17 protein-coding genes are annotated in these 16,681 nt (G+C 73.4%); 8 read left to right on the top strand and 9 right to left on the bottom strand.

The window, feature by feature from the left end; translation table 11 throughout:
- The first annotated feature begins 105 nt into the window (after window positions 1-105).
- The gene (locus ACZ7FF_RS04845) at window positions 106-333 is read left to right on the top strand and encodes a hypothetical protein (RefSeq protein ID WP_470809489.1); all 228 of its coding nucleotides are present in this window, start codon (window positions 106-108) and stop codon (window positions 331-333) included.
- Window positions 334-357: 24 nt separating this feature from the next.
- Here the strand turns inward: ACZ7FF_RS04845 and moaA are convergent, their stop codons facing one another.
- The 3 genes from moaA to ACZ7FF_RS04830 all read right to left on the bottom strand — a co-directional run bounded on the left by moaA (window position 358) and on the right by ACZ7FF_RS04830 (window position 3,483).
- Window positions 358-1,347 carry a GTP 3',8-cyclase MoaA gene (gene moaA / locus ACZ7FF_RS04840; protein WP_470809487.1) on the bottom strand — a complete coding sequence of 330 codons (990 nt, stop codon included), beginning with the start codon at window positions 1,345-1,347 and terminating at the stop codon, window positions 358-360.
- Window positions 1,348-1,504: 157 nt separating this feature from the next.
- A complete protein-coding gene (locus ACZ7FF_RS04835; protein WP_470809485.1) occupies window positions 1,505-3,130 on the bottom strand; it encodes a solute symporter family protein in 1,626 nt (541 codons plus the stop codon).
- Window positions 3,127-3,483 carry a DUF485 domain-containing protein gene (locus tag ACZ7FF_RS04830; protein WP_470809483.1) on the bottom strand — a complete coding sequence of 119 codons (357 nt, stop codon included), beginning with the start codon at window positions 3,481-3,483 and terminating at the stop codon, window positions 3,127-3,129. The genes ACZ7FF_RS04835 and ACZ7FF_RS04830 overlap by 4 nt, the downstream gene beginning before the upstream one ends.
- Before the next feature lie 261 nt (window positions 3,484-3,744).
- Here ACZ7FF_RS04830 and ACZ7FF_RS04825 point away from each other — a divergent pair, with 261 nt between their 5' ends.
- The gene (locus tag ACZ7FF_RS04825; RefSeq protein ID WP_470809481.1) at window positions 3,745-5,271 is read left to right on the top strand and encodes a S8 family peptidase; all 1,527 of its coding nucleotides are present in this window, start codon (window positions 3,745-3,747) and stop codon (window positions 5,269-5,271) included.
- Between the two features lie 158 nt (window positions 5,272-5,429).
- Window positions 5,430-6,833: a CoA transferase gene (locus ACZ7FF_RS04820; RefSeq protein ID WP_470809479.1), complete on the top strand. Its 1,404-nt coding sequence runs from the start codon at window positions 5,430-5,432 to the stop codon at window positions 6,831-6,833.
- A gap of 109 nt (window positions 6,834-6,942) precedes the next feature.
- On the opposite strand, the gene ACZ7FF_RS04815 is transcribed toward ACZ7FF_RS04820, so the two are convergent.
- The 6 genes from ACZ7FF_RS04815 to ACZ7FF_RS04790 form a co-directional block, all read right to left on the bottom strand.
- Window positions 6,943-7,992: a zinc-dependent alcohol dehydrogenase family protein gene (locus ACZ7FF_RS04815; protein WP_470809477.1), complete on the bottom strand. Its 1,050-nt coding sequence runs from the start codon at window positions 7,990-7,992 to the stop codon at window positions 6,943-6,945.
- A 191-nt stretch (window positions 7,993-8,183) separates the two neighbouring features.
- Window positions 8,184-8,894, bottom strand: coding sequence for a VIT1/CCC1 transporter family protein (locus tag ACZ7FF_RS04810; RefSeq protein ID WP_470809476.1), 711 nt, complete (start codon window positions 8,892-8,894; stop codon window positions 8,184-8,186).
- Window positions 8,895-8,967: 73 nt separating this feature from the next.
- A complete protein-coding gene (locus ACZ7FF_RS04805) occupies window positions 8,968-10,197 on the bottom strand; it encodes an amidohydrolase family protein (RefSeq protein ID WP_470809474.1) in 1,230 nt (409 codons plus the stop codon).
- The gene (locus ACZ7FF_RS04800) at window positions 10,194-11,477 is read right to left on the bottom strand and encodes an amidohydrolase family protein (RefSeq protein WP_470809472.1); all 1,284 of its coding nucleotides are present in this window, start codon (window positions 11,475-11,477) and stop codon (window positions 10,194-10,196) included. The genes ACZ7FF_RS04805 and ACZ7FF_RS04800 overlap by 4 nt, the downstream gene beginning before the upstream one ends.
- Window positions 11,478-11,489: 12 nt before the next feature.
- Window positions 11,490-12,374, bottom strand: coding sequence for an SDR family NAD(P)-dependent oxidoreductase (locus tag ACZ7FF_RS04795; RefSeq protein WP_470809471.1), 885 nt, complete (start codon window positions 12,372-12,374; stop codon window positions 11,490-11,492).
- Window positions 12,374-13,177 (bottom strand): acetoacetate decarboxylase family protein, encoded by an 804-nt coding sequence (locus tag ACZ7FF_RS04790; RefSeq protein WP_470809469.1) that lies wholly within the window; start codon window positions 13,175-13,177, stop codon window positions 12,374-12,376. The genes ACZ7FF_RS04795 and ACZ7FF_RS04790 overlap by 1 nt, the downstream gene beginning before the upstream one ends.
- A gap of 102 nt (window positions 13,178-13,279) precedes the next feature.
- Here ACZ7FF_RS04790 and ACZ7FF_RS04785 point away from each other — a divergent pair, with 102 nt between their 5' ends.
- The 5 genes from ACZ7FF_RS04785 (at window position 13,280) to ACZ7FF_RS04765 (ending at window position 16,638) form a co-directional block, all read left to right on the top strand.
- Window positions 13,280-13,915 (top strand): TetR/AcrR family transcriptional regulator, encoded by a 636-nt coding sequence (locus ACZ7FF_RS04785; RefSeq protein ID WP_470809467.1) that lies wholly within the window; start codon window positions 13,280-13,282, stop codon window positions 13,913-13,915.
- Window positions 13,916-13,987: 72 nt separating this feature from the next.
- Window positions 13,988-14,344 (top strand): hypothetical protein, encoded by a 357-nt coding sequence (locus tag ACZ7FF_RS04780; protein WP_470809465.1) that lies wholly within the window; start codon window positions 13,988-13,990, stop codon window positions 14,342-14,344.
- 150 nt (window positions 14,345-14,494) lie between these two features.
- Complete coding sequence (locus ACZ7FF_RS04775) at window positions 14,495-15,478, top strand: DEDDh family exonuclease (RefSeq protein WP_470809463.1); 984 nt, start codon at window positions 14,495-14,497, stop codon at window positions 15,476-15,478.
- 79 nt (window positions 15,479-15,557) lie between these two features.
- The gene (locus ACZ7FF_RS04770; RefSeq protein WP_452971716.1) at window positions 15,558-15,791 is read left to right on the top strand and encodes a hypothetical protein; all 234 of its coding nucleotides are present in this window, start codon (window positions 15,558-15,560) and stop codon (window positions 15,789-15,791) included.
- A gap of 70 nt (window positions 15,792-15,861) precedes the next feature.
- Window positions 15,862-16,638, top strand: a complete 777-nt coding sequence (locus ACZ7FF_RS04765) for an SURF1 family cytochrome oxidase biogenesis protein (RefSeq protein WP_470809596.1) — start codon at window positions 15,862-15,864, stop codon at window positions 16,636-16,638.
- Window positions 16,639-16,681 lie beyond the last annotated feature (43 nt).

Raw genomic sequence — 16,681 nt, 5'->3', positions numbered from 1 at the left:
ATCCCCCGTCGGAGCGACGGACCGACGCCGGGCAGCTCCCCCCGTGGCTGCTCGGCGTCGCCTTGTTCTGCACCCTTTTTCGTGGGAAGAACCCGAGACGAACCCGTGAGTGACGAGAACCCGATCTGCTCCGCCAAGGGCTGCCGCGCCGACGCCGTGTGGGTGCTGGCGTGGAACAACCCGAAGATCCACACGCCGGAGCGGCGCAAGACGTGGCTTGCGTGCGAGGAACATCGTGAGCATCTGTCGCAGTTCCTCGGGGTGCGGGGATTCCTGAAGGACGTCGTGTCGCTCGCGCAGTGGCAGTCGGCCGAGGAGGCAGGCGACTCCTAGCCGCCGCCTCCCGGCCTGGGCGCTCTAGCCGCCGATCGCCGACATGGGGCGGTCCGGCTGCACGAACGACGGGTCGTCCAGTCCCGCGCCCGCCTTCTTGCCCCACATCGCCTGGCGCCAGATGCCGGCGATCTCCTCGTCCGGGGCGCCGGAGCGCAGGGCGGCGCGCAGGTCGGTCTCCTCGGTGGCGAACAGACAGGTGCGTATCTGCCCGTCGGCGGTCAGGCGGGTGCGGTCGCAGGCCGCGCAGAACGGGCGGGTGACCGAGGCGATCACGCCGACCCGGTGCGGGCCGCCGTCCACCAGCCAGCGCTCCGCCGGCGCCGAGCCGCGGGCCGCGGCGCCCTCGGGGGTGAGGTCGAAGCGGGTGCGCAGGGAGGCGAGGATGTCCCCGGCGGTGACCATGCCCTCGCGCTTCCAGCCGTGCTGGGCGTCCAGCGGCATCTGCTCGATGAACCGCAGTTCGTAGTCGTGCTCCACGGCCCAGGCGAGCAGGTCGGGGGCCTCGTCCTCGTTCAGCCCCGGCATCAGGACCGTGTTGACCTTGACCGGGGTGAGGGCCGCCTCGCGGGCGGCCTCCAGGCCTTCGATGACGTCCTTGTGCCGGTCGCGGCGGGTGAGGGTCTTGAAGACGTCCGGGCGGAGGGTGTCGAGGGAGACGTTGACCCGGTCCAGACCGGCCGCCTTCAGGGCGGTCGCGGTGCGCCTGAGGCCGATGCCGTTGGTGGTGAGGGACATCTGGGGGCGTGGGGCGAGCGCGGCGACGCGCTCGACGATGCCCACCAGGCCGGGGCGCAGCAGCGGCTCGCCCCCGGTGAAACGGACCTCCTCGATGCCGAGCATCCGGACCGCTATGTCGATGAGGCGGACGATCTCGTCGTCCGTGAGCAGGTCGGGCTTGCCCAGCCACTGCAGGCCCTCCTCGGGCATGCAGTACGTGCAGCGCAGGTTGCACCGGTCGGTCAGCGAGACCCTCAGGTCGGTGGCCACTCGGCCGTAGGTGTCGATGAGCACGTGGGCCCCCTCCCTCGTTGCCGGAGCATTCGTCTTCCGTTACCTGCGAGCCTACGTGACACGGCTGACAACGACAGCGACCCGATCCGACGAGGTACGACGCGGCCGTGTCGTAGGACCGTACAGTCCCGGCCGACACGGCCTTCGTACGAACGTGTCAGTGCGCTCCGGTGCCGGTCAGGGACCGCACCTCCAGTTCGGCGTACTTGCCGGCGTCCGGGACCTCCTTCGACAACAGGGTGCCCACGACGCCGAGCAGGAAGCCGACCGGGATGGAGATGATCCCGGGGTTCTCCAGCGGGAACCAGTGGAAGTCGGCCTCCGGGAACATCGAGGCCGGGCTGCCGGACACCACCGGCGAGAACAGCACCAGGCCGACCGCGGTGACCAGGCCGCCGTAGATCGACCACAGGGCACCCGTGGTGGTGAACCGCTTCCAGAAGAGGCTGTAGAGGATGGTGGGCAGGTTGGCGGAGGCGGCGACGGCGAAGGCGAGGGCGACCAGGCCGGCCACGTTCAGGTCGCGCGCGAGGGCGCCGAGGACGATGGAGACGGCGCCGATGCCGACGGTCGCCCAGCGGGCCGCGCCGATCTCCTGTTTCTCGGTGGCCTGCCCCTTCCTGATGACGTTGGCGTAGATGTCGTGGGCGAAGGAGGAGGACGAGGCGAGGGTGAGGCCGGCGACGACGGCGAGGATGGTCGCGAAGGCGACCGCGGAGATCGTGGCGAGCAGGACGGCGCCCCAGTCGGAGCCCACTCCGCCGAGGTGCAGGGCGAGGAGCGGGGCTGCGGTGTTGCCCGCCTTGTTGGAGGCGATGATCTCCGCGGGTTTGATCAGCGCGGCCGCGCCGAAGCCGAGGGCGAGGGTCATCAGGTAGAAGGTGCCGATCAGGCCGATCGCCCAGATGACCGACTTACGGGCCGCCTTCGCGGTCGGCACGGTGTAGAAGCGGATGAGGATGTGCGGCAGTCCCGCCGTGCCGAGGACCAGGGCGATGCCGAGCGAGACGAAGTCCAGCTTGGTGGTCCCGGTGGCGCCGTACTTCAGTCCGGGCTCCAGGAACGCCGCGCCCTTGCCGCTGTTGTCGGCGGCCTTGCCGAGCAGGTCCGAGACGTTGAAGTGGAACTTCAGGAGGACCAGGAAGGTCAGCAGCAGGGCGCCGATGATCAGCAGCACCGCCTTGACCATCTGGACCCAGGTGGTGCCCTTCATGCCGCCGATGGTGACGTACACGATCATCAGGACGCCGACCAGGGCGACGATGCCGATCTTGCCGCCGTCGCTGGTGATGCCGAGCAGGAGCGACACCAGCACGCCCGCGCCGGCCATCTGGGCGAGCAGGTAGAAGATCGACACGACGATGGTGGAGGTGCCCGCGGCGGTGCGGACGGGCCGCTGGCGCATCCGGTAGGCGAGCACGTCGCCCATGGTGTAGCGGCCGGAGTTGCGCAGCGGCTCGGCGACCAGGAGCAGGGCCACCAGCCAGGCGACCAGGAAGCCGATGGAGTACAGGAAGCCGTCGTAGCCGAAGAGGGCGATGGCGCCGGCGATGCCGAGGAAGGACGCGGCAGACATGTAGTCGCCGGAGACGGCGAGGCCGTTCTGGAAGCCGGTGAACTGGCGGCCGCCGGCGTAGAAGTCGGCGGCGTCCTTGGTCTGGCGGCCGGCCCAGACCGTGATGACGAGGGTCGCGGCGACGAAGACCGCGAACAGGGTGACGATCAGGGTCCGGTGCTGGCTCGCCTCGCCGGCGGCCAGCAGGGTGTGCGCCGCGGGGCTCATGCTCCGCCCTCCGTCCGGGACTTGATGGCCTCGGCCCGGGGGTCGAGCCTGGTGGCGGCATGCCGGGCGTACCACCAGGCGATGAGGAAGGTGGTCAGGAACTGGGCGAGACCGAGGACCAGGGCCACGTTGACGTTGCCCGCCACCTTGGTGCCCATGAAGCCGCCCGCGTAGTTGGAGAGCAGCACGTAGAGCAGGTACCAGGCGATGAAGGCGACGGTCAGCGGGAAGGCGAACGAGCGGTGGGCACGGCGCAGTTCACCGAACTCCGCGCTCTGCTGCACTTCTGTGAACTCCTCGGTGGAGGGAAGCGGGACCCCCGGTGTCGCGGGGGGCGGTGTCTCGGTGGCCACGGAGTCTCCTCGCGTTTGCGGATGCCATTACGACCGGGGGCTCGATGGTGCTAGCGCTCCCTGCCGAGGTCCACGGCGCCACGCGAGGACCGGTTCAAGTCCTATGAGTTTCTTTCGCAAGCGGTCTTGGCGAGTCATTGCCAAGTCATTGCCGATCGCTGAGCCGGGGGGATAGCTTCTGCCTGCACCACCCGCCATGTACCTGCCCGAGCACCGATCCGTGTCTCGGGCGGTTCTGTATCCGGATGATGTGGAGAACCCATGGCTCATCTGCGTTCCAGACGCCGGCTCGCGCTCGCGGTGCCGGTCGTGCTGTCCCTGACCGCCTCGCTCGGTTTCCTGCCCTCCGCGGCCTCCGCGGCGCCCGCCGGGGCCACGGCCGTGCGGGCGGTGGCCGGTCCGGAGTTCGCGTACGTGGTCAACACCAGGACGGACCACCGCACGATCGAGTCGGTACGGCGGGAGGTCGTCCGCAACGGCGGTACTCTCGTGGCCGGTTACGACCGGATCGGCGTGCTCGTCGTCCATTCCGCCGACCCCGGCTTCGCCCGCAGGATGCGCGCGGTGCGCGGGGTGGAGTCGGCGGGCGCCACGCGTACCGCTCCACTGAGCGCGGCGGGCACCACGGACGAGGGCGCCGTACAGGTGCTGTCGAAGGCGGAGGCCGCGCGGCTCGCCCGGGACGCGGCGCCCGGCGAGGAGCCGCTGGAGGCGGACCAGTGGGATCTGCGGGCGATCGGCGCCGACCAGGCCGCACGGATCGACCCCGGCAGCAGGAGCGTGACCGTCGGGGTGATCGACACCGGCGTGGACGACACCCATCCCGACATCGCCCCGAACTTCTCGGCCTCCCAGTCGGCGAACTGCGTGAGCGGCAGGGCGGACACGACGTACGGCGCGTGGCGGCCGGTGGACGCCGACCACTACCACGGCACCCATGTGGCCGGTGAGATAGCCGCGGCCCGCAACGGCACGGGGGTGGCGGGGGTCGCGCCGGGCGTGCGGGTCGCGAGCATCACGGTGGCCCAGCCGGACGCGAACTCGCTGTTCTACCCGGAGAGCGTGGTCTGCGCCTTCGTGTTCGCCGCCGACCACGGCATCCAGATCACCAACAACAGCTACTACGTTGATCCCTGGCTGTACAACTGCATGGACGACCCCGATCAACGTGCCATCGTTGACGCGGTCAACAGGGCACAGGCGTACGCACAGCGCAAGGGCACGCTCAACGTGGCCTCGGCGGGCAACTCCAACGACGATCTGGACGCGCACGCGCTCGTGGACGCCTCCAGCCCGGACGACTCCACGCCCGGGACCCGGACGGTCGACCCGCACGAGTGCTTCGACGTGCCGACCCAGCTGCCGGGCGTGGTCACCGTCAGCGCGGTGGGCGTGAAGGGCGCCAAGTCGTACTACTCCAGCTACGGCAGGGGCGTGATCGACGTGGCGGGGCCGGGCGGCGACAAGTACCAGATCCCCGACACCCCGTCGCACAACGGCCGCATCCTGTCGACCCTGCCGAACGGCCAGTACGGCTTCCTGCAGGGCACCTCGATGGCCGCCCCGCACGTGGCCGCGGTGGCCGCGCTGCTGAAGTCGGCCCACCCGCACGCCACTCCGGCCCAGTTGCAGGCCCTGCTGAAGGCCGAGGCGGACAACCCGGGCTGTCCCGGGGCACCCTACGACGGCGACGGCGACGGGGTAGTGGACGCGACCTGCGTCGGCGGCAAGCGCGTCAACGGCTTCTACGGCTTTGGCGTCGTGAACGCGCTGCGCGCCGTCAAGTAGCGGGCCCGGGTGGGCGGTCCGCGTCCCGGCCGCCCACCCGTACGACATGATCCGGCCGACCCTCGCACAGGGGTGCGAGCCGCGGCCGTAGGACGTCCGGAAGGAGGCGCGGCTCCACTAGCCACATATTGATTCAATCAATAATGCATAGTGCTGTCATGACAGACATCGCGTTCGCATGGACCGCACTGGGCGGCGACCCCGCCCTCGTCTCCCGGGTCACGACGGTCGAGCGGCCCGGCGCGCTCGGCGCGCGCCTTCCCGTCCTCTCGCTGGCGCGCGCGTGCGTCGGTGCGTGCGCGCTGGCCGCCGCCGAGCTGGGGGCGCGCCGGGCCGGTCTCGCCGGGGTGCCGGGGGTCCGGGTCGACGACGGCGCCGTCGCGGCCGCCTTCCACAGCGAGCGCCTCCTCCGGGTCGACGGACGGGCGCCGGTCTCCTTCGCGCCGCTGTCCCGGTTCTGGCGGACGGCCGACGGATGGGTGCGCACCCACGCCAACTACCCGCACCACCGGGCGCGGTTGCTCGGCGCACTGGGTCTTCCCGAGGAGGCCCGTGCCGAGGACGTGGCGGGCCGGCTCGCCGGGCGCTCCGCGCTCGGCGTGGAGGAGACGGTCAACGGCGCGGGCGGTCTCGCGGTGGCCCTGCGCACCCCGAAGGAGTGGCAGGCGACCGAGCAGGCCGTACAGGTGGCCGCCCGGCCCCTGGTGGAGCGCGAGCGACCCACCGAGGCCCCCGCGCGCGTGCTCCCGCCGCTCGACCCCGCCGCCGCTCCCCTGCTGCCCGCCGCCGGGCTGCGCGTCCTGGACCTGACCCGGGTGCTGGCGGGCCCGGTCGCCACCCGCACCCTGGCCCTGCTGGGCGCGGACGTCCTGCGCGTGGACGCGCCCTGGCTGCCCGAGCTCTCCGACCAGCACGCGGACACGGGCTTCGGCAAGCGGTCCACGACCCTCGACCTGCGCGCCGCCCGTGACACCTTCGAGGAACTGCTCGCCTCGGCGGACGTGGTGGTCACCGGCTACCGCCCCGGCGCGCTCGACCGGTTCGGGCTCTCCCCGCGGGCGCTGGCCGAACGGCGCCCCGGGCTGGTCGTGGCGCAGGTGTCGGCGTGGGGCGCGTACGGGCCGTGGGGCGGGCGGCGCGGTTTCGACAGCCTGGTGCAGGTCGCGACCGGCATCGCGGCGACCGAGGGCTCGGCGCGGGAGCCCGGCGCGCTGCCCGCGCAGGCCCTGGACCACGGCACCGGCTATCTGCTGGCGGCAGCCGTGCTGCGGACGCTGACCGAGCAGTCGTACGACGGCGGGAGCAGGATCGTCCGGCTGGCGCTGACCCGCACCGCGCACTGGCTGACGGACGGGATCCGGCCCGTGCCGGCCACCGGTGCGCCGCACGACGCCCGGGCCGCCGCCGCGCCCTACGACGGCCCGGACGCCTGGCTCGCCGAGGCGGACGGCCCGCTCGGCCGGGTGCGGCACGCCCTGCCACCGGTGTCCTTCACGGGCGGCCCGGCCGACTGGGCGCGGCCCCCGGTGCCCTGGGGATCGGACGCCGCCCGCTGGGAGTGAGGGCGCGGGCGGCCGCGGGCGTACGGCGAGTGTTCCCGGTCGCCGCGGGGCTCACGGCCCCGACGCCGCCGATCCGCCGGGCCCGGCCGCCACCGGCCGCTGCCCGCGGTCAGTGGTCGTTGGTGACGAGCACCTTGAGGGCCGTGCGCTCGTCCATGGCCTTGTAGCCGGCGGGGACGCCCTCGACGTCGACGGTCATGTCGAACACCGGCGAAGGGTCGATCGTGCCGTCGAGGACGTCGGGCAGCAGGTCCGGGATGTAGGCGCGGACCGGGGCGACGCCACCGCGCAGGGCGATGTTCCGGTCGAACATGACGCCGAGGTCGAGGCCGGTGCCGCTGCCGTGGGGCACGCCCACGAAGCCGATGGCGCCGCCGTCGCGCGTGACGTTGACGGCCGTCCGCATGGACTGCTCGGTGCCGACGGCCTCCACGACCGCGTGCGCGCCCTGACCGCGGGTGAGTTCGCGCACGGCCTCCACGGCCGCGTCCCCGCGCTCGGCCACCACGTCGGTGGCGCCGAAGCGGCGCGCGATGTCGGTGCGGACCTCGTGGCGGCCCAGGGCGATGATCCGCTCGGCGCCGAGCCGCTTGGCGGCGAGGACGGCGCACAGGCCGACCGCGCCGTCGCCGACCACGGCGACCGTGGCGCCGGGGCGGGCGCCCGCGCCGAGGGCGGCGTGGTGGCCGGTGCCCAGCACGTCGGAGAGGGTCAGCAGGGCGGACAGCAGGTGCTCGTCGGAGGCCGCCTCCTTGGGCAGCTGGACGAGGGTGCCGTCGGCGAACGGCACCCGCACGGCCTCGCCCTGGCCGCCGTCGTAGCCGACCGAGCCCCAGAAGCCGCCGTGCTCGCAGGACGTCGTCAGGCCCTCGCGGCAGTAGTCGCAGACGCCGTCGGACCACATGAAGGGTGCGACGACCAGGTCACCGCGCCGGACGGTGCCCACCTGGGAGCCGGTCTCCTCCACGATGCCGAGGAACTCGTGCCCGATGCGCTGGCCCGGCTGCCGGGCCGCCTCGCCGCGGTAGGCCCACAGGTCGCTGCCGCAGATGCAGGCGCGCAGCACCCGCACCACGGCGTCGGTGGGCAGCTGCACCACGGGCTCGGGGACGTCCTCCACGCGCATGTCGTAGGGGGCGTGGATGGTGGTCGCGCGCATGTCGAGGGTCCTTCTCGTGCGGGATCGTGCGGTGCGCTCGGGGGGTGGTCGAGCGCACCTCACGGTACGCCGTCGCCGCGGGGCGCCGCGCGGCCAGGGGCGGCGAACCGGGCGGCCGACCTGGGCGGGGGCACTCCCGGTGCGCCCGCCGGGGCCCGCGGGGCCGCCCCCCACCCTGCCCCCGTGGCGGCTCAGACCCCGGCCGCGCCCAGCAGGCTGCCCGCCGCGTAGGTGACGCCCATGGCGAGCGCCCCGCCGACCACGTTGCGCAGCACCGCCCGTTTCGCGTCGGCGGCGCCGAGCCGGGCGCTGCTCCAGCCGGTGAGGACGAGCGCGGCGAGGACGCAGACCACGGTGACCAGGAGCCGCAGCCCGGCCGGGGGCAGGACGATGGCCAGCAGCGGCAGCAGCGCGCCCGCGGTGAAGGCCAGGAAGCTCGCCCAGGCCGCGTGCCAGGGGTTGGTCAGCTCGTCCGGGTCGATGCCCAGCTCGACGCGCGCGTGGGCCCGCAGCGCGTCCCGCTCGGTGAGCTGCTCGGCGGCCTCCCGGGCCACCTCCCGGGACAGGCCGCGGTCCTGCAGCAGCTCGGTCAGCTCCCGCAGCTCGGCCTCCGGCTGCTCGCGCAGTTCCCGTTTCTCCATCGCCAGCGCGGCCAGCTCGGAGTCGCGCTGGGTGGAGACGGAGACGTACTCGCCGGCCGCCATGGACATCGAACCGGCGAGCAGCCCGGCCAGTCCCGCGGTGAGCAGGGCGGCCCGGCTCTGCGTCGCGCCGGCCACGCCGACGACGAGGCCCGCGGTGGAGACGATGCCGTCGTTCGCGCCGAGCACGGCGGCCCGCAGCCAGTTCAGCCGCGAGCCGAGCGCGCCCCCGTGATTCTCGTCGTGGGTCGGTTCCGTCACAGCAGGGAGGATCGCACCCCCGGCGGCGCCCGTGCCGTACCGACGCTCTCCGGAGGGCACCTGCCGGGACCCGTCACCACACGCGCAGCGACGCCCCCCGTGCGAACGCCGGGCTGGTCGCGTCCGCCGGGGGTTCCCCCAGCGGCTCCGCGATCTCCGCGACCGTGGGGCCCGCCTTCGCCGCGACGGCGTCCAGGAGACCGAGGTCGAAGCCGTAGACGCGGGCCGCGTTGCCGCCGACCATGGCCGCGACCTCCGCGCGCGGCACGCCCGCGTAGGCATGGCGCAGGGCTTCGCGGGTGTACGGGAACGTGCCCTCGTCGTGCGGGAAGTCGCTGCCCCACATGATCTTGTCGACGCCGATGCGGTCGCGCAGGGGGACCTCGTGGGGGCGCATGAAGCTGGCGCCGACGAAGCAGTTGTCACGCCACACCTCGGACGGCGGCGCGCCCATGCCCTCGGCGAGCCCGGCGCCGAACCTGGACTCCGCCGTGTCCGCCCGGGAGGCCGCCGCGACGAGGCGTCCGTGGTAGTAGTCCAGCATGCCGAGCACCCCGGGGACCCAGCCGGAGCCCTGCTCGGTCAGGACCAGCCTGAGGTCCGGGTGGCGGCGGAACGCGCCGCCGAAGACCAGGTGCCACAGGGCGCGGTGGGAGAACCAGGTGGTCTCCACCATGAAGACCGCGCGGGCGGCCGGTTCCTCGCCGAGCGGCGGGGAGGCCGAGCCCGCGTGGTGGTTGACGGGGAGGCCCAGTTCCGCGCAGGCGGCCCAGATCGGGTCGTACGTCCGCGAGTACAGCTCGGGCAGACCGGAGCCGGGCGGGGTGCCGGGGAGCATCAGACCGCCCTTGAGTCCCGCGGCGGCGGCCCACCGGATCTCCTTGACGGCCTCCTCCACGTCGCCCAGCAGGATCTGGAAGACGCCCGCACGACGGCCGGGCGCGTCCGCGCAGAAGTCCGCCAGCCAGCGGTTGTGCGCGCGCAGCCCGGCCCAGCGCCGGGCGAAGTCCTCGGCGCCGGGCGGCGGGGCCATGAGCGAGCTGGACGGGAAGAACGGCGGGATGGTGTTCGGGAAGACCACCTCCGCGACGATGCCGTCGGCCTCCAGTTCCGCCAGGCGCCGCCCGGAGTTCCAGTTCCGGTCGGCGGAGTCGGCGAGCAGGTCCTCGTAGGGGTTGACGTAGGTGGCCGCCCAGACGTCGAAGTCGTCGTGGTGGCGCTTGTCCAGGTACGGCCTGTAGTCGAGCAGGTCGGCGCCCGCGTGGCAGTCGGCGGAGATCACCGTGTAGCGGTCGTCGCTCACCGGGTCACCCCCAGGTCCGGGAAGTCGTGGCCGGTCAGCCAGTGCCGGCCCGTCTCGCGCGAGCGGGACCAGGACGCCTCCACGGCCGCCTGGTCGGCGCTCTGGCCGAGGTCGGCGGGGGTCGGGCCGATCCGGCGGGCCAGCGGGGCCAGCCGGTCCGTGTCGAAGCCGAAGGCCTCGGCCGCGGCGAGCCCGAGCATCCGGCGGGTCTCGGCGACGGGGATGTCGTGGAAGGTACGGCGCAGCCACGCGCGCGTGTCGGGCCAGGTGCCCTCGGGGTGCGGGAAGTCGCTGCCCCACAGGATGTTGTCGACGCCGATCTCGTAGCGCTGGGCCAGTTCGCGCCGCTTGGTGTTGGTGGCGCAGACGAACACCTGCCGGTCCAGGTACTCGTGCGGCGGGCGCTTCAGCTCCGCGAACGGCGAGAGCTTCTTGCCGCCGTGCGCGCCGAGGTAGAGGCGGTCCATGAACCACAGCAGGTTCGGCAGCCACCAGCAGCCCGACTCGGCGACGCCGAACCGCAGGCCCGGGTGCCGTTCGAAGACGCCGGACCAGAGCAGGAACCACAGCGGCCGGGCCGGCCACCAGGTGACCTCGGAGACGTAGATGCCGAGGTGCTCGCCGTACTCGTGGCGGGGGGCGGCGCCGGAGTGGGTGAGCACCGGCATCGCGCACTCGGCCGCGGCGGCCCACACCGGGTCGTAACGGCGGTCGTGGTACGGCTCCTTGTCGGCCCACATCGAGGGGATCATCAGGGCGCCGAGGCCGGACTCCCGGGCCCGGCGGATCTCGGCGACGGCCTCCTCCGCCGGGGCGGTGACGGGCAGCAGGGCCACCCCGCAGTGCCGTTCGGGGTGTTCGGAGACGAAGTCGGCGAGCCAGCGGTTGTGCGCCCGGGCGCCGGCCATGCCGAGTTCCGGGTCCTGGTCGCCGGTCAGGCCGAGCCCGACGCCGAAGGGCGCGGCGGTACGGCTGTCGACGGCGTCGGCGTCCGGGAAGACGACCTCGGCGGCCACGCCGTCACCGTCCAGCTCCTTCAGCCGCTGCGCGGTCTCCCAACCGCCGCGCAGACCCTCTTCGTTGTCGTGGAACCACTTGTCGGCGAAGGCCTCGTTGCGGATGCCGAGCCGGGTCATCTCCTCGCGGCGCCGGTCGCGGCCCGCGAGGAACTCGTCGAACTCCCGGTGGAAGCGGGGCTCCAGGTAGGGCCGGTAGCGCTCGGTGGGCAGCCCGGCGTGGCAGTCGGAGGAGATGATCAGGTACGGGTCCTGGTCGGTCACGGGGACCCCCCTTCAGTCCAGGACGAAGCTCTCGAGGTACGACGGGTTCGCGCGGTCCAGCATCGACCGGGCCCGCGCGCGGATCTGCGCGTCGCTGTGCTCGCTCTCGGGCAGCAGCCAGAAGCGGTCCGCGCGGATGCCGGCCAGGGCGAGGCCGGCGACCTCCTCGACGGGTGTGAACCGGACCTCACGGCCGGCCGCGTGCATGGCGGCCTCCCACTGGTCGAGGCTGCGGTACGGGGTTCTGCGCGGGCGTTCCTTGGCGTAGCGGGCGGGGCGGTTGCGGTACGACTCCCACAGGCCGGTGCGCAGCATGTGCGGCCCCGGGAAGAGCACCGAGGCGCCCACGCGCGCGTGTTCGGCCTTCAGATGGGCGTAGAGGGACTCGGTCATGGTGACGACGGCCGCCTTGGTGACCGCGTACACGGAGGCGGTGGGCAGGGGCGCGATGCCGCCGTCGCCGGAGGACGTGTTGACCACATGACCGGGTCGACCCGACTTGATCATTCTGGGCACGAACGCCTGGATGCCGTGGAAGACGCCCCACACGTTGACGGCGAAGGCCCACTTCCAGTCGTTGGGCTCGTGCTCCCACATCCGGCCCTCGGCGCCCGAGCCGACGCCCGCGTTGTTGCACAGCACATGCACGGTGCCGTAGGTGTCGTACGCGGACTCCGCCAGTTCCAGGACCTGTTCGCGCACGCCGACGTCGGTCACGCGCGCGTGCACGTCGGCGCCCTCGGCGCGCAGGTCCGCCGCGGCCCTGTCCAGGGCGGCCGGCTCGACGTCGGCGAGGACCACCTTCAGGCCCTCGGCCGCGAACCGCCGGGCCAGCGCGAGGCCGATCCCGCTCGCCGCTCCGGTGACGACGGCGACCTGTCCGGCTTCGAGGTCCATCAGCGGCTCCCCTCGGGCGGCGCGTCGAGGACGTGCAGGGGGTCGTCGTAACGCTGGTGGACGTAGGGCAGCAGGGCCTGCGCGTCGACCCGTTCGACGACCCGGCCGCTCTGGTCGCTGGTCTTCTCGCCGACGGTGATCCCCCGCAGGCGCAGCACCGGCAGGTCGGCCACGGGGTCGTACGGCGACTCGCGCAGGACGACGTCCCCGGTGATCCGTTCCAGCCGGCGGACCTTCTCGTTGCGGACGCAGTGCACGAGCACGGGGTCGGTGTCGAAGCCGGAACCGTCCACGGCGGGGAGGAACTTGAAGTAGAAGTCCGTCCGGCGGGCGGGCTCCGGCAGCGGCAGGTCGCCGGCGACGGTGCCGCTCACCTCCACGAACGTGACGCCCTGCCGTGCCATCAAGGCGCGTACGGCGGATCCGTCGCGCCCGACGGCCACCTCACCGAGCTTCTTGGGCTCCCCGAAGACCTCGCGGCCGCCGGTGAGGGCGCGCTCGTGGGTCATCGGCATGACCAGCGGGTACCAGCCCTCGACCGTGCCGTGGGCGGCGGCGACCGCGAACGAGCCCGCGCCCAGCGGGTATCCGGGCAGGTCGACCTTGCTGATGTTCACCCGGACGAGCGGGCTGCCGGCGGGTTTGAGGGGTGGTGGCAGTACCGCCGCGACCGCGTCCGGATCGGTCTCCCAGACGGCCACCACCCCGGTGGACCAGATGTCGGGAAGCCGCGCGCCCGCGCTGCGCGCGGCGGCGATCTCCCGCTCGGTCCGTGCTCCGTACCGTACGCGTGCGCCTGCCATGCGCCGCACCGCCCTTCTTCTGACGGACCGTCATCTGTAACACAGTTACAGCAGACCTCGTGAGGGGTAAAGGCCCGTGTGCGTACGGGAGTTGGAGGGATCATGCCGAGCGGGGCGAGAAGCGCGCTGAGCCGGGAGGCCGTGCTGGACGCCGCCGCGGGGCTGGTGCGGCAGCACGGCCCGGACGCCCTGACCATGCGCAAACTGGCCGCCGAGCTGGGCACCGCCGTGACGTCGATCTACTGGCACGTCGGCGGGCGGGAGGCGCTGCTGGACGCGCTCGTGGAGCGGACCGTGGCCGGCCTCGGTGAGATCCGCCCGGCCGGGCGCACGCCCGAGCAGCGCGTGGTCTGCGTGGCCCGCGCGCTGCGCCGGCAGCTGCGCGACCATCCGCACCTGGTGGCCCTCGTGCACGAGCGGGGCCTGACCGAGCGGATGTTCCTGCCCGCCCAGCAGGCCCTGGTGCGCGAGGCGCACGCGGCCGGGCTGCGCGGCGCGCGGGCCGCCGAGTTCGTCCGGGCGGTGCAGTTCCAGGTCGTCGGGCACGTGCTGGTCGAGCGCAACCGTGAGCGGGCGCCCGCGCAGCACCCCGGCGAGGAGGTGCTGTGGAGCGCCGGGGCCGCGGGGGACGACCCCGCGCTGGCCCGTGCGCTGGCCCGCCCGGTGGACCCGGAACGGCTGTTCCTGACGGCCGTTCGGGCCCTGGTGCGGTCGCTGCTGGCGCCGCGCCGGGGGTGACGGAGGGGGCGTCCGCGGCGGGCGCGGGCCCGGCGGGCGCCGCGGGTCGCCCGGCGCCGGGCCCCTCACGGTGTGGCACGCGGCCGCGCGGCGACGAGGCGCTCGTCGTACGGCGCGCACCCCGGCCCCGGCACGGCCGACGAGCTGTGGCACCACCGACGCCGCGGCGGGGAGGCGGACACCGGGTTCGCCTGCCGGGTGCGGGCCCCGACGGAGCCGGACCGGCGGGAGCCGGTCCGGGGCGCGGCGGACGCCGGCACCCTCGCGGGCGAAGCGGCCGCGAAGAAGCGGGTGTTGCCGGCCCTGGTGCACGGCGGGGTGGCCCCGGACCGCGCGACCGGTGAGCCGCACCGGCTGCCGCCGGGGCCTGCCGTCGGCTGCGGTCTGGCGCAGCCGACCACCGGGGACCTGGTCGCGGCGCTCGGCTGACGCCCGCCGGGACGGCCCGAACCGTCCGTCCCGGACGCCACCTTCCGGGTAGCACGTGTGTGCGTCGGCCGAGCGCACGGCCGGGGCGGGGCCGTGCGGCCGGCACCGGGGGGGCGGCGGTGTCGGTCGCGGCCCGTATCCTCAATGACCATGCTCGAAGACCGTGCGACCGCAGTGTCCTCCCCCACCCAGTGGCCGGCCGCGTATCCGAAGGGATACGCGGTCGTTGACGTGGAGACCACCGGCCTTGCCCGGAACGACCGGATCATCTCCGCGGCCGTCTACCGGCTGGACGCGCGCGGCGAGGTCGAGGACCACTGGTACACGCTGGTCAACCCCGAGCGCGATCCGGGACCCGTGTGGATACACGGCCTGACGAGCGAGGTGCTCGAAGGGGCGCCGCTGTTCGCGGACATCGCCGAGGAGTTCGCCGCCCGCCTGGACGGCCGGGTGCTCGTCGCACACAACGCCGTCTTCGACTGGCAGATGATCGCGCGTGAGTACGCGCGCGCGGAGCGCGAGGCGCCGGTGCGGCAGCGGCTGTGCACCATCGCGCTGTCGAAGGAGCTGGAGCTGCCGCTGCCCAACCACAAGCTGGAGTCGCTGGCGGCGCACTTCGGGGTGGTGCAGCAGCGGGCGCACCACGCGCTGGACGACGCGCGGGTGCTGGCGGAGGCGTTCCGGCCCAGCCTGCGGGCCGCGGCGGCGGGCGGCGTACGGCTGCCGCTGCTGGAGTGCCGCCCGCTGACGGAGTGGTCGGACCGGCCGGTGCCCCGGCAGTCCTCCGGCGGCTACGGCGGTTACCGTCCCGGCACTTGGCGCCCCTCCCGCAAAAGGCCTGCCTGCCCCCATCCCAACCCAGGTCGCTACGAAGACGGCAAACGCCTCAAACAGGGCATGCGGGTGGCCTTCTCCGGCGACACCTCGACCGAGCGGGAGCTGCTGGAGGACCGCGCGACCGAGGCCGGGCTGCACGTGGCGTCCGGCATCTCCCGGCTGACCAGTCTGCTGGTGACCAACGACCCCGACTCGGGCACCTCCAAGACCGTCAAGGCGCGGCAGTTCGGCACCCCGGTGGTGGACGAGGCCGCGTTCGGGCAGCTGCTCAGGGATGTCGAACCCGCGGACGGATGATCGTACGAACGGGTGATTGGCCCACGACTCACCCGGCGTCCGCTCGCCCGCCCGTCGGTGACGGCTCACCCTGTGGCGCATGGCGACATGCGAAGTTTGCGGCAATGACTACGGAATGACCTTCGAGGTCCACGCACAGGGCTCGGTGCACGTCTTCGACTGCTTCTCCTGTGCCATCCACCGCATGGCCCCGATCTGCGAGCACTGCCGGGTGCAGATCATCGGGCAGGGCGTGGAGGTGGAGGGCCACTGGTACTGCGGAGCGCACTGCGCACGCGCGGAAGGGAGGACGGGGGTCGTCGACCGGGTGTGACCCGGTACCCGCCCGATTGCACCCCGCGGCCCGGATGTACCGTCGTGGGGTGCACCGCTACCGCTTCCTGATGTCCCGCCAGTGGGTGATCCTCACGATCGTCTCGATCGCGCTGATCCCGACGATGATAAGGCTGGGTTTCTGGCAGCAGCACCGGTACCAGGAGCGCACCGCCCGCAACGACCTGGTCTCCGCCGCGCTGCACGCCAGGACCGTCCCGGTCGAGCAGCTGTCGTCCCCGGGACACGCCGTGACCCGCACGGAGAAGTACCGCACGGTCACCGCGACCGGCACCTTCGACACCGCGCGCGAGGAAGTGGTCCGGCGCCGGACCAACGACGACGACGAGGTCGGCTTCCACGTGCTCACCCCGTTCGTCCTCGACGACGGCAAGGTGCTGCTGGTCAACCGCGGCTGGATCCCGGCCAACGGCGCGCAGACCGCCTTCCCGAAGATCCCCGCCCCGCCGGCCGGCCGGACCACCGTCACCGGGCGGCTGATGGCCGACGAGACGACCGCGGCGAGCGGCATCAAGAACGTCAAGGGCCTCCCCGACCGGCAGATCATGCTGATCAACAGCGCCGAGGAGGCGCACCGGCTAGGCGCGCGGGTGCTCGGCGGCTACGTCGAGCAGACGGCGCCGGCGCCCAGGGGCGGCTCCCCGGAGCAGATCTCCGACCCCGGCAGCGAGGACGCCCCGCTGAACTACGCGTACATGATCCAGTGGTGGCTGTTCGCCGCGGGCGTCCCGGTCGGCTGGTGGTTCCTGGTCCGGCGCGAGATCCGCGAACGCGAGGAGGCCGCCGCCAAGGCCGCGCAGCAGGAGAGCGAACCGGCCACCGTGTGAGCCCGTTCCGGGCCCCGCGGTGGCCTCGCCCCTCGGCGCACCC

The organism is Streptomyces sp. NPDC037126 (assembly GCF_055605965.1).
Note: the sequence above shows the minus strand (reverse complement) of the source record. Positions and strands in the feature narration are given on the sequence as shown.

Coding starts and splice junctions, on each gene's coding strand:
- ACZ7FF_RS04835 (WP_470809485.1), bottom strand. CDS start 3,130: ATGAGCCCCGCGGCGCACACCCTGCTGGCCGCCGGCGAGGCGAGCCAG.
- ACZ7FF_RS04825 (WP_470809481.1), top strand. CDS start 3,745: ATGGCTCATCTGCGTTCCAGACGCCGGCTCGCGCTCGCGGTGCCGGTC.
- ACZ7FF_RS04820 (WP_470809479.1), top strand. CDS start 5,430: ATGACAGACATCGCGTTCGCATGGACCGCACTGGGCGGCGACCCCGCC.
- ACZ7FF_RS04815 (WP_470809477.1), bottom strand. CDS start 7,992: ATGCGCGCGACCACCATCCACGCCCCCTACGACATGCGCGTGGAGGAC.
- ACZ7FF_RS04795 (WP_470809471.1), bottom strand. CDS start 12,374: ATGGACCTCGAAGCCGGACAGGTCGCCGTCGTCACCGGAGCGGCGAGC.
- ACZ7FF_RS04790 (WP_470809469.1), bottom strand. CDS start 13,177: ATGGCAGGCGCACGCGTACGGTACGGAGCACGGACCGAGCGGGAGATC.
- ACZ7FF_RS04785 (WP_470809467.1), top strand. CDS start 13,280: ATGCCGAGCGGGGCGAGAAGCGCGCTGAGCCGGGAGGCCGTGCTGGAC.
- ACZ7FF_RS04775 (WP_470809463.1), top strand. CDS start 14,495: ATGCTCGAAGACCGTGCGACCGCAGTGTCCTCCCCCACCCAGTGGCCG.
- ACZ7FF_RS04770 (WP_452971716.1), top strand. CDS start 15,558: ATGGCGACATGCGAAGTTTGCGGCAATGACTACGGAATGACCTTCGAG.
- ACZ7FF_RS04765 (WP_470809596.1), top strand. CDS start 15,862: ATGTCCCGCCAGTGGGTGATCCTCACGATCGTCTCGATCGCGCTGATC.